12 protein-coding genes are annotated in these 14,011 nt (G+C 51.7%); 4 read left to right on the top strand and 8 right to left on the bottom strand.

What is annotated here, in order from left to right; all coding sequences use genetic code 11:
• Positions 1 to 821 (bottom strand): YitT family protein (locus tag ABF463_RS11260; protein ID WP_415533732.1); only part of this gene is annotated, 821 nt, incomplete at its 3' end.
• 533 nt (positions 822 to 1,354) lie between these two features.
• On the opposite strand from ABF463_RS11260, the gene ABF463_RS11265 reads away from it, so the two are divergent.
• Complete coding sequence (locus tag ABF463_RS11265) at positions 1,355 to 2,671, top strand: DEAD/DEAH box helicase (RefSeq protein ID WP_415533733.1); 1,317 nt, start codon at positions 1,355 to 1,357, stop codon at positions 2,669 to 2,671.
• A gap of 232 nt (positions 2,672 to 2,903) precedes the next feature.
• On the opposite strand, the gene spoIVA is transcribed toward ABF463_RS11265, so the two are convergent.
• The 3 genes from spoIVA to hcp form a co-directional block, all read right to left on the bottom strand.
• Positions 2,904 to 4,382 (bottom strand): stage IV sporulation protein A, encoded by a 1,479-nt coding sequence (gene spoIVA / locus ABF463_RS11270; RefSeq protein ID WP_415533734.1) that lies wholly within the window; start codon positions 4,380 to 4,382, stop codon positions 2,904 to 2,906.
• Positions 4,383 to 4,553: 171 nt separating this feature from the next.
• Positions 4,554 to 6,116, bottom strand: coding sequence for a DUF3794 and LysM peptidoglycan-binding domain-containing protein (locus ABF463_RS11275; protein ID WP_415533735.1), 1,563 nt, complete (start codon positions 6,114 to 6,116; stop codon positions 4,554 to 4,556).
• A 329-nt stretch (positions 6,117 to 6,445) separates the two neighbouring features.
• On the bottom strand, positions 6,446 to 8,008 hold the full coding sequence (gene hcp, locus ABF463_RS11280; RefSeq protein WP_415533736.1) for a hydroxylamine reductase: 1,563 nt from the start codon (positions 8,006 to 8,008) through the stop codon (positions 6,446 to 6,448).
• Between the two features lie 115 nt (positions 8,009 to 8,123).
• Between hcp and ABF463_RS11285 the strand changes: the two genes are divergently transcribed.
• Genes ABF463_RS11285 through ABF463_RS11295 form a run of 3 tightly spaced genes read left to right on the top strand, consistent with a single transcriptional unit; the run spans position 8,124 to position 10,932 of the window.
• Complete coding sequence (locus tag ABF463_RS11285) at positions 8,124 to 8,798, top strand: Crp/Fnr family transcriptional regulator (RefSeq protein ID WP_415533737.1); 675 nt, start codon at positions 8,124 to 8,126, stop codon at positions 8,796 to 8,798.
• Between the two features lie 26 nt (positions 8,799 to 8,824).
• Positions 8,825 to 10,168, top strand: a complete 1,344-nt coding sequence (locus ABF463_RS11290; protein ID WP_415533738.1) for a putative DNA modification/repair radical SAM protein — start codon at positions 8,825 to 8,827, stop codon at positions 10,166 to 10,168.
• Positions 10,147 to 10,932 (top strand): TIGR03915 family putative DNA repair protein, encoded by a 786-nt coding sequence (locus tag ABF463_RS11295; RefSeq protein WP_415533739.1) that lies wholly within the window; start codon positions 10,147 to 10,149, stop codon positions 10,930 to 10,932. The genes ABF463_RS11290 and ABF463_RS11295 overlap by 22 nt, the downstream gene beginning before the upstream one ends.
• Before the next feature lie 53 nt (positions 10,933 to 10,985).
• On the opposite strand, the gene ABF463_RS11300 is transcribed toward ABF463_RS11295, so the two are convergent.
• From ABF463_RS11300 to ABF463_RS11315, 4 genes are all read right to left on the bottom strand, one after another.
• Positions 10,986 to 11,651 (bottom strand): ABC-2 transporter permease, encoded by a 666-nt coding sequence (locus tag ABF463_RS11300; protein ID WP_415533740.1) that lies wholly within the window; start codon positions 11,649 to 11,651, stop codon positions 10,986 to 10,988.
• Positions 11,648 to 12,508 (bottom strand): ABC transporter ATP-binding protein, encoded by an 861-nt coding sequence (locus ABF463_RS11305; RefSeq protein ID WP_415533741.1) that lies wholly within the window; start codon positions 12,506 to 12,508, stop codon positions 11,648 to 11,650. The genes ABF463_RS11300 and ABF463_RS11305 overlap by 4 nt, the downstream gene beginning before the upstream one ends.
• Entirely contained in the window at positions 12,486 to 12,887 is a 402-nt protein-coding gene (locus ABF463_RS11310; protein ID WP_415533742.1) for a GntR family transcriptional regulator, read from the bottom strand. Before ABF463_RS11310 ends, ABF463_RS11305 begins: the two co-directional genes overlap by 23 nt.
• A gap of 129 nt (positions 12,888 to 13,016) precedes the next feature.
• Positions 13,017 to 14,011, bottom strand: a 995-nt coding sequence (locus ABF463_RS11315; protein WP_415533743.1) for an ABC transporter substrate-binding protein, incomplete at its 5' end; no start/stop codon positions are given.

The raw sequence follows: 14,011 nt of genomic DNA on the forward strand, positions 1-14,011 counted from the left end.
GCTACTTCCACACTGCCAATGGTGACCAATGCGTTCTCGTCAAAATCCAGCACAATCGATTTCAGTTTGGCAATCTCCAGACGGGAAACCACCACATACAGCACGGTTGCGTCATTTTTCAAGTAGCCGCCCCGTGCATTCAGCAATGTACCGCCCCGTCCGAGACGGTCGCGGATTGCATCTGAAATATCCTCATACCGGTCGGAAATCACCATGACCGCACGGGATTCATCGACGCCCTCCACCACTACATCAATGGCCTTAAACGCAATGAAATATGCAATTAAGGAATACATGGCGCGATCCCAACCGAAGACAAATCCGGCACTGGAAAGAATAAACAGGTTAAAAAACATAACGATCTCGCCGACAGAAAAACCGACCTTCTTATCCATAATGATGGCGATGATCTCCGAGCCATCCAGCGATCCCCCGTTGCGGATAATCAATCCGACGCCCACGCCGACGATTACACCGCCAAACACGCAGGCCAGAAGCGGTTGATGGGTCAAACTTGGCACCGGATGCAACAGTGAAACGCCAAGTGACACAGCCAAGACTCCAAACAGCGTCGTCAGTGTAAAGCTTTTACCGATTTGCTTATATCCGATTACAAAAAATGGTACATTCAGTAAAAAGGTAAAAATCCCAAGCGGAAGATTGCTAAGGTGGCTCGCAATGATCGCCACACCCATAACACCGCCATCAATCACATTGTTGGGCACAAGAAAAATTTCCAGACCCACGGAATATAAGGCAGCGCCCAATAGCACAAATAGCACACGAGCCGTCAGCACTGCCTGCTTATTATTTTTAAACAACCCCATTCCTCCTAAAAACCGTATGAAGACAAGCCAACGTCTGAAAGCAGTAATGTGCTCCCGCACAGGACATTTCGACACGTTTTATCTCATCTATATATAGTATAACATGGCGCTTGCTTTCTGCAAAGCATCTGCAATTCCTTTTCAAAACAACGTACCGACAAAGTCAATATGCAAACGGCACATGCCAATCACTGAACAATATGCCAAAACAGTGAAATCATGCAAAGTTGTTGATGTGCAGCAAAGAATGTAAAAACAACCTATCCATAAGGGCGGAAACGTGGTAAAATAGAAATGTTTGATTGCGGCGGACGCGATGTTTCACATCTTCGTCCGCATCGTTTATTTTTGGAATCCACCGGACGGCGAACAGGTGTGCGCTGTCTGGTGGATTGGCTGCGGTTGCCGTTCTGTGCCGCGCGCGGCGCTTATCAATATGATCGAGCAATACAAAAGATACGGGCGATCCGATCTCGCATTCATGCGCACAGGGAGTCGGATAGCGATTTAAACCCAAGGAGAACTATATGCAATTTTCGCAGCTTCAACTCGATCCCAATATTTTGAAAGCCCTTGTCGCCGCCGGATATGAACAGCCAACCCCCATTCAAGAGCAATCCATCCCGTATATCCTCGAAAGCCGGGATTTACTGGGTACTGCGCAGACCGGCACCGGAAAAACCGCCGCGTTTGCCGTGCCTATTCTTGATCAGCTCTGCCAGAACCACGACCATCCGGTTGTACCGCGGCACATTCGTGCGCTGGTGCTTTCCCCCACGCGGGAGCTGGCCATCCAGATTAAAGAAAGCTTTGATCTGTACGGCCGTTTTCTGCACCTGCGAAATACCGTGATCTTCGGCGGTGTCTCACAGATCCCGCAGGTGAGCAAACTGCGGGAGGGTGTGGACATCCTCATTGCCACGCCGGGCCGTTTGCTTGATCTGATGAACCAGCGGCATGTTGACCTTTCACATGTTTCCTACTTTGTGCTGGATGAAGCCGACCGGATGCTGGATATGGGCTTCATCAACGATGTCCACAAAGTGGTGGAGAAATTACCGCAAAACCGGCAGACTTTACTGTTTTCCGCCACCATGCCGCCCGATATCAAGAGATTGGCAGACAAACTTTTAAAGGACCCCGCACGGGTAGCTGTCGCTCCCGTGTCTTCCACTGCCGAAACCGTAGAACAGAAATTGTTCTTTTTAGATAAGAAAAATAAGCAGCACCTGTTGGTGCACCTGCTGAAAACCGCCGACATGGAATCCGTACTGGTTTTTTCCCGCACCAAACACGGTGCGAACAAGATTGTGGAACATCTCGAAAAGGCGGGCATTCCCTCCAAAGCCATTCACGGAAACAAATCCCAGAGCGCGCGTCAGCAGGCGCTGCGGGAATTTAAAAACCGCAAAATACGTGTCTTGGTGGCAACTGATATCGCGGCGCGCGGCATCGATGTGACGGAGCTGTCGCACGTTATCAACTACGATCTGCCTAATGAACCGGAAACTTACGTGCATCGCATCGGCCGCACCGGTCGCGCCGGACAAAGCGGCATGGCGTTCTCGTTCTGCGATGAAGAAGAGCACGATTATTTGAAAAGCATCGAACGGCTGATCGGCAAAAAAATTCCGGTAGAAACCGAACACCCGTTTCCCGCCACGCTTGCGCCGACCGCACCGCCCAAACAAGGCGGACATGGTGGTCGTCGCTCGTCTTCCTATGGCAATCCCCGCAGTAGCGGCTATCGCCCCACGCAGCGAGCAGGCGGCCCACGCGGCAGCAGCTACGCACATAAAGGCGGCGGACGCACCGGCGCACCTCGGCAGCGCACAGGCGCATAAGGCGCACCGTATCTTTCTTGCTAAACGTGTAAACGCCCTTGCGGTTGAAACCGTCAAGGGCGTTTTACTATGCTCATTTTTCCAAATGGATTTCACCATGTTCTTTCTCAAACGCCTGCACATGTTCGCGAATGAGCAATTCCAGCCCCCACAAGAATAGGTAGGCCAAACAACGAGACACCCGGCAGAAAAATCTGCCGGGTGTCTTGTTGTGGTATTGGCACATATAGTTTTACAGGATGATACAAATCAGCCCGCCGCACCCTTCGTTGATGATGCGTTCCAATGTCTCCTGCAATTTTTCCCGCGCGTCGGCGGGCATATGATACAGTTTATTGTGCAGGCCCTCTGTAACCAGTTCCTGCAACGACTTGCCAAAAATATTTGAGTCCCATATCTTTTCCGGGTCCTCCTCAAATTCCTTGAGCAAATAATCCACCAGTTCTTCCGATTGCTTTTCCGAACCGACGATGGGGTTGATCTCCGAAACCACGCGGCATTTGAGCATATGGATTGATTCCGAACTGGCTTTCAGGCGCACACCGTAGCGACCGCTCTGGTGAACAATCTCCGGGTCTTCCAGCGTCATTTCTTCCATTGTGGGCATCACAATCCCATAGCCGGTGGCTTTTACCTCATCGAGCGCGTTTTTTACCTTATCATACTCTTTCTTAGAAGCCGCAAGGCTCTGCATGAGTTCAATGAGATCTCCTTCACTGGTGATCTCAAAACCGGTTGCTTCCCCCAGCACCTTGTAAAACAAACCCGGCTGCACATCCACTTTCAGTCCTGCGGTGCCGCGGCCCAAATCGACGCTGGCAAGCTTGACCTCGGTGACATATTCGTTTTCCTTGATGCCGTCCAGTGCGCCGCGCACCTCGCGGATTTTCGAGATGCCCTGTGCCGAATCGTGGATGGTACTGTAAAGCGATGTATGCAACCAGTGGTCGGGCTCAAGCGCGGCAATCCAGTCAGGCAGATCGACGCCGATCTCTTTAACCGGAAACTCAAACAGCACGGTCTCAATAATGCTGCGAATCTCCGCTTCCCCCAGCTCCACACAGTTGACCGGGAGCACCGGCACATTGTACTTTGCCTCCATGCCGGACCGCAGTGTCTGCGTATCCTCAGCAGTCGGATGAACACTGTTGAGCAGGATGACGAACGGCTTTTCTATTTCTTTGAGCTCGTTTATCACCCGTTCCTCCGCCTCGGCATATTCGTCGCGCGGGATTTCCCCGATGGAACCGTCGGTCGTTATCACAAGGCCGATGGTGGAATGCTCGGTGATAACTTTGCGGGTACCAATCTCGGCAGCCATGTTGAACGGAATCTCTTTGTCGAACCACGGCGTCATTACCATACGGGGATTATCGTTTTCTATGTAGCCCAGCGCGCTGGGGACGATATACCCCACACAGTCGATCATCCGGACGCGAAATTTCGCGTTGTCTGCCAGTGTGATCTCCACTGCCTCATTGGGAATGAATTTCGGCTCGGTGGTCATAATGGTACGTCCCGCAGCACTCTGCGGCAGTTCGTCAACCGCGCGGTCATGTTTGTAACTGCCCTCAATATTAGGGATGACCAGCGTTTCCATAAACCGTTTGATAAAGGTCGATTTTCCGGTGCGGACGGGGCCGACCACCCCGATATAAATGTCGCCGTCCGTCCGCTGTGCGATATCCTGATAGATGCTGCGGCTGTCCATGCCCGTTCCTCCTTGTTTGCTTTTCGTGGGTTCCCGACTGTTTCCGCATATGCGGAGAGCGGTTGGGAACCCCATTTATGTCAGTGATTGATCGACCGCCTTGTTTTTCGCATGTTCAGCCGCGTATACGGCATCACACTGCACGTATCCCAGCGGCGGCGGTTTGGCTTCTTATCCTTTGTGGCGGCGCTGCTTAGGAATCAGCAGCATGCTGCGCGCATCCAGCGCATCGTCTTCCAAATTGTTCTCCCGCTTGATGCCATCCGGCGATGTATTATACCGTTTTGCAATATCCCAAACGCTTTCGCCTTTATCCGCAAAATACAGGGTCAACGTTTTCTGCGGCGGCAGTTCTTTGGGTTGGGAATCGTCCACATCCAGCTCGGTGAGCGCATTTTCCTGCAAAACAGCATAGACTGTCGCATCCACGGCGCATTCAACGCGCAGGTCCAGCCGGTTCGGCCCCGTCAACGTGTAGCTGCTGGAAACCACATGCAAATCCGGATCACCGCGCATCGTCTTGGCCGCATTTTTGACTTCTTCCTTGAGGGTGAACGGCACCGTTTTATCCGTGCAGACAGGCCCACCCTGCATATCCACTGCAAAAACAGCAACTTGCAGTTCACCCGTGAGCAGCAACGCCCCGCCCTCAAACCGGCTTTCGGTGAGATGGGCAATCACCGTGCAGTCGGTCACAGACTTCAGTTCCGCGTCATCCAGTTCCACCGTCTGCCGCACCATTTCGGTTGTATGGATGGTGTCCGCCACATGCAGCAAAGAAATTGGTTTGGACTGGATCGCCACTTCATATTGTGGGCTGAACACGTCAGTGAGCGTTGTAACTTCTCTGGTGCGATAAGCAGTTACTTCCGCTGTGACGGTCATTTGCACATCCAGCTTGCGGTTTTCGCCTTCACCGTCAGGCTGCACGTTGGATTTGACCACACCGGGAATCAGCCGCAGAGTGCATCCGCAATCTTCATCCACACCAGGTAGGTCGATGATCTGACTGATCGGGATGGCGTGCTCCATCACCTCCACACCGCCTTCGCCTTCCTCTGATTCGGCACTGTAGAGCGTTTTGAGCCGCACTTCGCCTTTAGCGATGACCTTGTTGCTGATCAGCTTGTAGTCCTGCACCACGGCGACTGCGTCGGTCTTGATGATGGAAGCGACAGCAGGCTTTCCATAACTGATTTCCAGCTCTTCATGCACATCGAACGGCTTTTCAGCCGACCCGACATGTGCACTGCAATGCACCGGCCTGCTCCTTGATTCCAACTGTTCAGTCTGTACACCGCTGATAAATTCCTGTTCCCGCTCGCACAGAACCTTTGCGCGGATAGAAATAGAACCGCGCACCTGTACCCGCCTTGGACCAATCAAGCGGCAATTGACATAGACCACCCGTGCCCTGACCCGCGCCCGGGCCTCCTCACACTCCTCGTTTAAGTCGAACGTGTGTGTAAAAGCTGTTTCATGTGTGAGGCAGCGCACGTTGCAGGAGTTCTCGGTGATATAAAGGACACGAATATAAAAGGTGCCGCTGACGGTCAGACGTGCGCCGTCCACCTGCTTGGCATCAATCTCCGCACAGCCCTCTGTTTTGAGCACGCGCGAAACATCGGGGCAGTAGTCAGGCAGGATGATGTCGCAGTCCACAGGATGATCGGCGGCGGTGTCCAGAACAGGCGCGCTGACACGAACCGTATCCCGCGTGATGGGCAAATCCATAGGTTATCTCTCCTTTAGACGCAGGGCGCGACGGCAAACGGCGCGCGCAATGCGCGATTTGGCGGTTCACCACAGGGGCGGACGTGCTTTGACGACCGCGTGATGGCGAGCCCCTTTATTTCGATTGGCAGTACCATGTATATTCACCGTTGTCCTCATTATGCAGCTTTTGCCGCGCAAATGAGGAAAACTGTCCGCCGAACCGTCTGCACACCTTGCTTTTTGCCTCTTTCTATCGTATAATGAGATATCTCATTTTTTAATGAGATCTGCCAATGCCAAAAAGGCTGTGCGCCTTTTTGACGCACAGCCTTCAGCATTTCTTAATTTTATTTTGCAAGCAGCTTTTGCAAATCCGCTTCTGCGGTAGAGATGGGCGTTAGTCCAAATTTACTTACCAACACATTCAGCACACCCGGCGACACAAATGCCGGCAAGGAAGGACCGATGTGAATATTCTGGATGCCCAGCGACAGCAATGTGAGCAGGATACATACCGCTTTTTGTTCATACCACGAAAGTACCATACTAAGCGGCAGCTCGTTCACGCCCACGCCGAACGCTTCTGACAACGCAAGAGCAACCCGGATAGCGCCGTAAGCGTCATTACATTGTCCCATATCCAGCAAACGCGGGATACCGCCGATCTCCCCCAGATCCAAATCGTTGAAACGGTATTTCCCGCAAGCCAATGTCAGGATCACCGTATCTTTGGGGGATTTTTCCACAAATTCAGTGTAGTAGTTCCGTCCGGGCTTGGCGCCATCGCAGCCGCCTACCAAGAAGAAATGTTTGATGGCGCCGGCTTTGACCGCATCAATTACTTTATCGGCCACAGAAAGCACCGTGCCCCAGCCGAATCCGGTGGTTAAGGTCTCGCCGCCATTGATACCGGTCATCTTGCGTCCTTCAGGATACCCGCCCAATTCCAGCGCCCGTTTGATAACCGGCGTAAAGTCCTTTTCTTCCCCGATGTGCACCAATCCGGGATAGGACACAACCTCGGTGGTAAACACACGGTCTGCATAGCTCGGTTTAACTGGCATGATGCAGTTGGTGGTAAACAGTACCGCACCTTTTAAATCCGCAAACTCTTTCTGCTGATTTTGCCATGCCGTACCAAAATTGCCTTTAAGCTGCGGATAGGCTTTCAGTTTGGGGTAGGCATGTGCAGGCAGCATTTCTCCATGTGTATAAACATTGACGCCCTTGCCTGCCGTTTGTTTGAGCAACAGCTCTAAATCTTTCAGGTCATGTCCGGAAACGACAATGAATGGTCCGGGTACAAGGTTGGTGGTAACTTTCGTCGGCTCTGGCGTACCATAGGTTTCCGTATTGGCTTTGTCCAGCAGTTCCATGCACTTGAGATTCACCTGCCCGCATTCCATCGTCAAGGCAAGCAGTTCGTCAATGGTATGCTCTTCCCCAACGGCACGCAGCCCTTTTATAAAAAATGCATCAACTGTGTCGTCTATATAGCCCAGAACACGCGCATGATATGCATATGCCGCCATGCCGCGCATTCCAAACAGCAGAAGGCTCTTCAGTGAACGTACATCGTCCTGCGCATTCCATATGGATTGCATGTCGAGCACCTTAGGTGCTTGTTCGCCGCCTGAAGCAAGCGCCAATTCTTTCGCTTCTGCTATCTGCTCGCGAATAGCTTCATCGTCAAATGCCACATTGGTCACGGTAACAAACAATCCACTTATGATTACCTGCCGCAGATGATCCGACGGGTCTTGTCCCGCTAAACGTGCCAGTGCAACAAGCGTGCCTGTCAGTTCATCCTGCAAATTTGCTGTAGCCGGTTTTTTCCCACAGACACCTGCCACCGTGCATCCGCACCCTTTTGCTGTTTGCTCACACTGAAAACAAAACATTTCAGACATTTTTATTCCTCCTAAAAATATGGCCATGCAGTTGCGCATGTTGACTTGATTTCATGTGCCTAGTATAGTACAATCGAAGCATCAAATCGGTTGTCTTTACAACGGAGGAATCAACTTGCAACAACAATATGAATACATGGCTGCAATGCCGCTTTTTGCACACATCCAAGCCGATGAATTAGAAAAGCTCCTGCCCTGCCTGGGCGCGCAAACCAAAAATGTTGCCAAGGGAGGGATTGTCCTGCTGGCGGGCGATCCGGTTGAAAACGTCGGTTTAATATTGAGCGGCACCGCGCAGATTGTGCGGGAAGATGAGGCTGGCAACCGCAATATGCTGGGACGCGTGGAACCCGGCGACCTTTTTGCAGAGATGTTTGCCTGCATCGGCGTAGCATATGCGCCGGTAACGGTTGTGGCGGAAACCGACGTCAGCGCCTTGTTTCTCAATTTCCGCCGTATCATTCACAGCTGTACATCGGCCTGTGCGTTCCACTCCCGTCTGGTGGAAAATATGCTGCGTCTATTTGCTAAAAAAACCTTGGCACTTAATGAAAAGTTGGATTGTGTCGGCCGCCGCACGCTGCATGAAAAAGTCCATGCATTTCTTACGATACAGCGGGAGCAGCAGCAATGCAATCCGTTTTCTATCGCTTACTCCCGCGCGGAAATGGCCGATTACCTTTGTGTGGATCGCAGCGCATTATCCGCCATGCTCAGCCGTATGAAACAAAATGGTGAAATCGACTATCAAAAAAATCACTTTACACTGTTACCGGATTTTTACCCATAAATCCGGTTAGCCCAAGAGGATACACCATGGCACAGGATGTTTTTGAAAAATTGCAGATTTTGTCTGATGCCGCCAAGTATGACGCCGCCTGCACTTCCAGCGGCGTGGATCGCCCATCCACACCCGGCCAGATGGGCAGCACCGTCGCGTGTGGAATCTGCCACAGCTTCGCGGGCGACGGGCGGTGCATCTCCTTACTAAAGGTACTGATGACCAACAGCTGCGTCTATGACTGCAAATATTGTGTGAACCGCCATTCCAATGATACGCCGCGTGCCACATTTACGCCCAAGGAGCTGGCAGAACTCACCATACAGTTTTACAGACGCAACTATATTGAAGGACTGTTTCTGAGTTCGGGCATTTTGCGCGACCCCGATTACACCTGTGAGCGGATGATTGAGACCCTGCGACTGCTGCGGGAGGATTATCACTTTGCCGGATATATCCACGCCAAGGCGATTCCTGGTGCGGACAGCGCGTTGATTACTCGCTTAGGAACACTGGCCGACCGTATCAGCGTCAACATTGAAATGCCCTCTCATGAAAGTTTGCAGCTGTTGGCGCCGGACAAATCCAAACTCTCCATTTTAAAACCAATGGGCTTTATTACCGGGCGCATCGCGGAAAACAGCACCGATCTCGTCAAATATCGGAACGCGCCGCGCTTTGCCCCCGCCGGACAAAGCACCCAGATGATCGTTGGTGCAACGCCGGAAAGCGACTACCAGATTCTCCGCCTGTCGGAAGCGCTCTATGGAAAATACAAACTAAAACGGGTCTTTTATTCCGCTTATATGCCCATGAACGAGGATTCTTTGCTGCCGGCAGTGGATGTCAAGCCGCCCCTGCTGCGCGAGCACCGCCTATATCAGGCCGATTGGCTGCTGCGGTTCTATGGCTTCTCTGCGGATGAACTGCTGGACAGCGCACACCCGAATTTCAATCCCTATCTCGACCCCAAATGCAACTGGGCGCTGCATCATTTAGAACAGTTTCCGGTCGAGGTTAATCGCGCCGATTACCCCACGCTGCTGCGCGTGCCGGGCATCGGAGTCGTCAGCGCGAAACGCATTATCCGGGCAAGGCGTGCAGGCGCGCTGGACTTCGACGCCTTGAAAAAATTGGGAGTAGTTCTCAAGCGCGCACAATATTTTATCACCTGCCGTGGCAAACAGCGGGAGGGGCTGTCGCATACAAAAGACGCATCCATCCGCGCACTGCTGTCCGAAGAGGCACTGGCGCGGTTACAGGAGGATGCGCCGTCTATCATACATTCACGGCAGCTTTCCTTTTTTGATAAACCGGACGCGCCGCAATTATCTCCAACCTGGGAGGACTTGCAAAAATGCCTGACCGGCCAAATCTGATTTACCGTTATGACGGCAGTTTCGACGGCTTGCTTTGCTGTGTGTTTGAAAGCTATGCCGCCAAAGAAATGCCGATGGACATTGTTTCCGCCGCCCTGCCGCAAACAACGTTGTTCCCTGTCAAGGACATTCTGTCCGACCCCCGAAAAGCCAAGCGGGTGGAACAATCCATCCCGGAAAAACTGGGGGACGAAATGCTGGAATTTGTTCAGCACGCGTTTTTGACCTGCCTGCCGCAAAAAGAACGGCACATCCTGCTGTTTTTGCGATTGGGGTATCGGCTCGGCCCCGCGGTGCGAAACCATCTGTCCGACCCAGCCGTAGACATCTTGCAAAAGGCCGTGCGGCACCTTGGGAATGAGAGTCACCTGCTGAAAGGCTTTATCCGATTCTCGTCCTTCGGCGGCGCGATGATTGCCGAAATTGAGCCAAAGAACATCGTTTTGCCGCTGTTGTCTTGGCATTTCCGTTCACGTTACCCGGAAGAGCGCTTTCTGATACTGGATAAGACCCACGGCATGGCACTGGTTTACCGCCCGCATACAGCCCGTATTGTTCCTGTGGAGGAACTGACATTGCCCGAGCCGGACGAAACGGAGCAAACCATGCGCACCCTTTGGAAAGAATACTATGACACCATTGAAATTAAAGGACGGCATAACCCACGCTGCCGCATGGGGCATATGCCCAAACGCTATTGGGGCAATCTGACGGAATTTGACCATAGTCCAACCGGTTTGCAAAACCCGTTCTCTGGTGCATAACAAACAAGCAGATCGATCCACAAGATTGGTCTGCTTGTTCTCTGCTTCCGTGTTCAAATGTCTTTTTGACGGTAAAGACGCAGGGACACCAGATAGGAAATAAACAGGATGACCGCTGCAAGCAAGACCAAAATCAGCACCGGCAAAACGGGATGTGAAAAATCCAGCAGCCATTTCCAAGAAGATTGTCCGATCGTGTCTGGAATATGTTTAAACACCATTCCGACCAGCAAAGACAATCCAAAAACACTGGCGAATATGGCGGGCTGCGCCTTCGCATATCCAAAACGCAGGATGCAGGGAATCAAAACACCCTGTGAGACGGAAACCAACACCAGACCGGCTGTCAACGCCATCGCACATATGCCGCCTGCGGTGCCCTGTACCCCTATCGCGCAAGCGGCAAGACCAATCCCCAATACCACTGCCAGCACAGTCGTCAAGAGCAGATAAACGCCACGCACCACATCTGCCTTTCGCTGTGGCAGAAAAGCAAATACCTGCGGTACTTTATCCATTGCGGAAAGCGGAAACATCACCACAAAGTTTATAAATACAAAGCACATAAAACCGATGATTGGAATATTACCTGTTGTGAAGTGATCTCGAGCCATTGGAACGATGACCGCAAGCAGAGCCAATGGCAAAATCAAAGCGACGCGTTTGAAATAAGAAACACCCACCAGCAGCAAATACCGCATCATTTTGACCGCATTCATTGCGCCACCCCCATTGTATGATAGACCACAATGTCATCCAGCGTAGGGCGTTCACGGATCAAACCGGCGGGCAAACACGCAGGAAGCGCCTCGATTTTCGCCAATGCTTCAAATCCCATGTGGTTTTCCCGCAAGCCAATCAGGGAGTGCCGCAGCACCGTATCCAAATCTTCCGGCGCCCCCCGAATGATTTGATATGCTTCCATCAGTTCATCTTTGTTTTGGGTGAACATTTGACGCCCTTTACAGATAAACGTAATATAATCGGCCACCTTTTCCAGATCGGTCGTGATATGCGTCGAGAACAGAACACTGTGTGCGCCGTCCGCAATGTACTCTTGCAAAATATTGAGCAATTCCGTCCGCACGACCGGGTCCAGACCAGAGGTTGGTTCATCCAGCACCAGCAGTTTGGTTTGACGGGACAGCGCCGCCGCCAGCATAAGCCGGGTCTTCATCCCACGCGAAAAGGTCTTAATTTTTTTGCGGCGCGGCAGCTCAAAGCGCTTCAAATAGGACCGATATGTGGATAGATCAAATGTGTTGAAATAGATGGAAAGCCCTTTTCCCACGTTGTCGGCAGTCCAGTCCTCTGCAAAAATATTTTCGTCTGAAACATAGCCGATGCACTGCTTGACATTCATTTCATCTTGCAGGTTATCCAATCCATTTACCCAAATACTCCCCGAATTGCGCTGGAACATATTCATAATCAGTTTGATGGTCGTCGTCTTGCCGGAACCGTTCGGCCCGATCAGCCCCATGATGTATCCCGGTTCCAGCCCAAATGAAATCTCTTGCAGTGCAAAGCCCGACAATTGTCTGCTTACACGGTCAAGTTTCAGAAGTTCTGTCACGCCCTTTTTCCTCCTTCAACAATACTGTCAACATTTCTTTCAAGGTTTCAACCGTGATTCCGGCCATCCTCGCATCCTGCACCGCATCCGACAAATGCCCTTCTACCCGGCGCAGATATTGTTCCTGCATCATGGCAGTATTCTGAGACAGCACAAAGCACCCTTTCCCCTGCATCGATGCAGCAAAGCCTTCTTGTTCCAGTTCACTGTACGCCCGTGAGGTCGTAATGACACTGATATGCAGGTCCTTCGCAAGCTGCCGGATGGATGGCAGTGCCTCCCCTTCCCGAAGTTCCCCGTTTAAAATGGCTTCTTTGATTTGTTCTTTTATTTGCTCGTAAATCGGTTGATCTGAACGGTTTGAGATTACAATACGCATAGCACATCCTCATACTGTATATATACAATATATACAGTATAGTTGCCTCTCTTTCATCTGTCAAGCATAACCGCAAAAAATCCGCCGCACCAAAATGTGCGACGGATTTTTTTGAAAACCGTTGTGCGATTATGTACGGGCATTTTTGACAAACTGCATGTTCACAAGCGTGTCATATGAATAGCCGCCTTGATAAATACCGGTCTTGATGAGAACATCCATGTCGGTCTGCACAGCTTTCTGCGAGATAACACCGTTTGGACTCCACAAATTGTCCTGATAAGCGCGGTTGAGGGAAGCCGTCAGTGCTTGATCGGTTAAAGTCGGAAATTCCAGCCGCAGGTCTTTCTTGGCAAGGGCTTTGTTTGTTTGCACCGTTTTCAGTGCTTTCACCATTGCATTGGTAAAGGCCTGCACTGTTTTGGGGTCTTTCTGAATCGTAGACTTTTTCGTGCCCATCACCGAGTAAGAAAAATCGCCCAAATCGGAGAATTTATAGAACGGTTCGCTCCACACGCCTTTGGAAACGCCGTCACTGATCTGCGGCTCCGCACCATTCCCGATCTGCCCCGCGCCGTTTTGCAGCATGGCGACCACGGTAGACGCGTCGGCAGGTTCCAGCAGCTGCGCATCCTTGTCTGGATTAAGACCCAACTGAATCATCAAATAGCGCGTCAGCAGATTGGGTGAACCGCCATGCCGACCTGCCACGATCTTCTTGCCTTTTAAAAATGCTTTGAGTGCGTCCTTGCTGTTGTTCGCGGGCGCCAATCCCTTAGCGGCCACCAGATAAACGTTTGCACGGTTTACCACGTTGCAAAATGCAGTGACAGGGTCGCTGTTATTCTTATTGGCAAGTGCGTTGGAATCCACACCGCCAATGACGCCCCACGCGCTGCCGCTGACAACAGCCGTCACATGCGTGCCGCCAGTCGCCTGGATAACTTTCACATTCAAGCCTTGTGCTTTAAAATAGCCCTCCCGCTGTGCGAGATACAACGGCAGATACCCGATGAGATGAACCGGTTCCGCGATGGTAATTTCTTTTAATTTGCCAGACGATGCGACTGCTGTTGTTGATTTTTGCGCGCAGCCGGTGAATACCGCCGCCGAGATACAAACCG

Source organism: Ethanoligenens sp., from assembly GCF_047718355.1.
Taxonomy (GTDB): Bacteria; Bacillota; Clostridia; order Oscillospirales; family Ethanoligenentaceae; genus Ethanoligenens.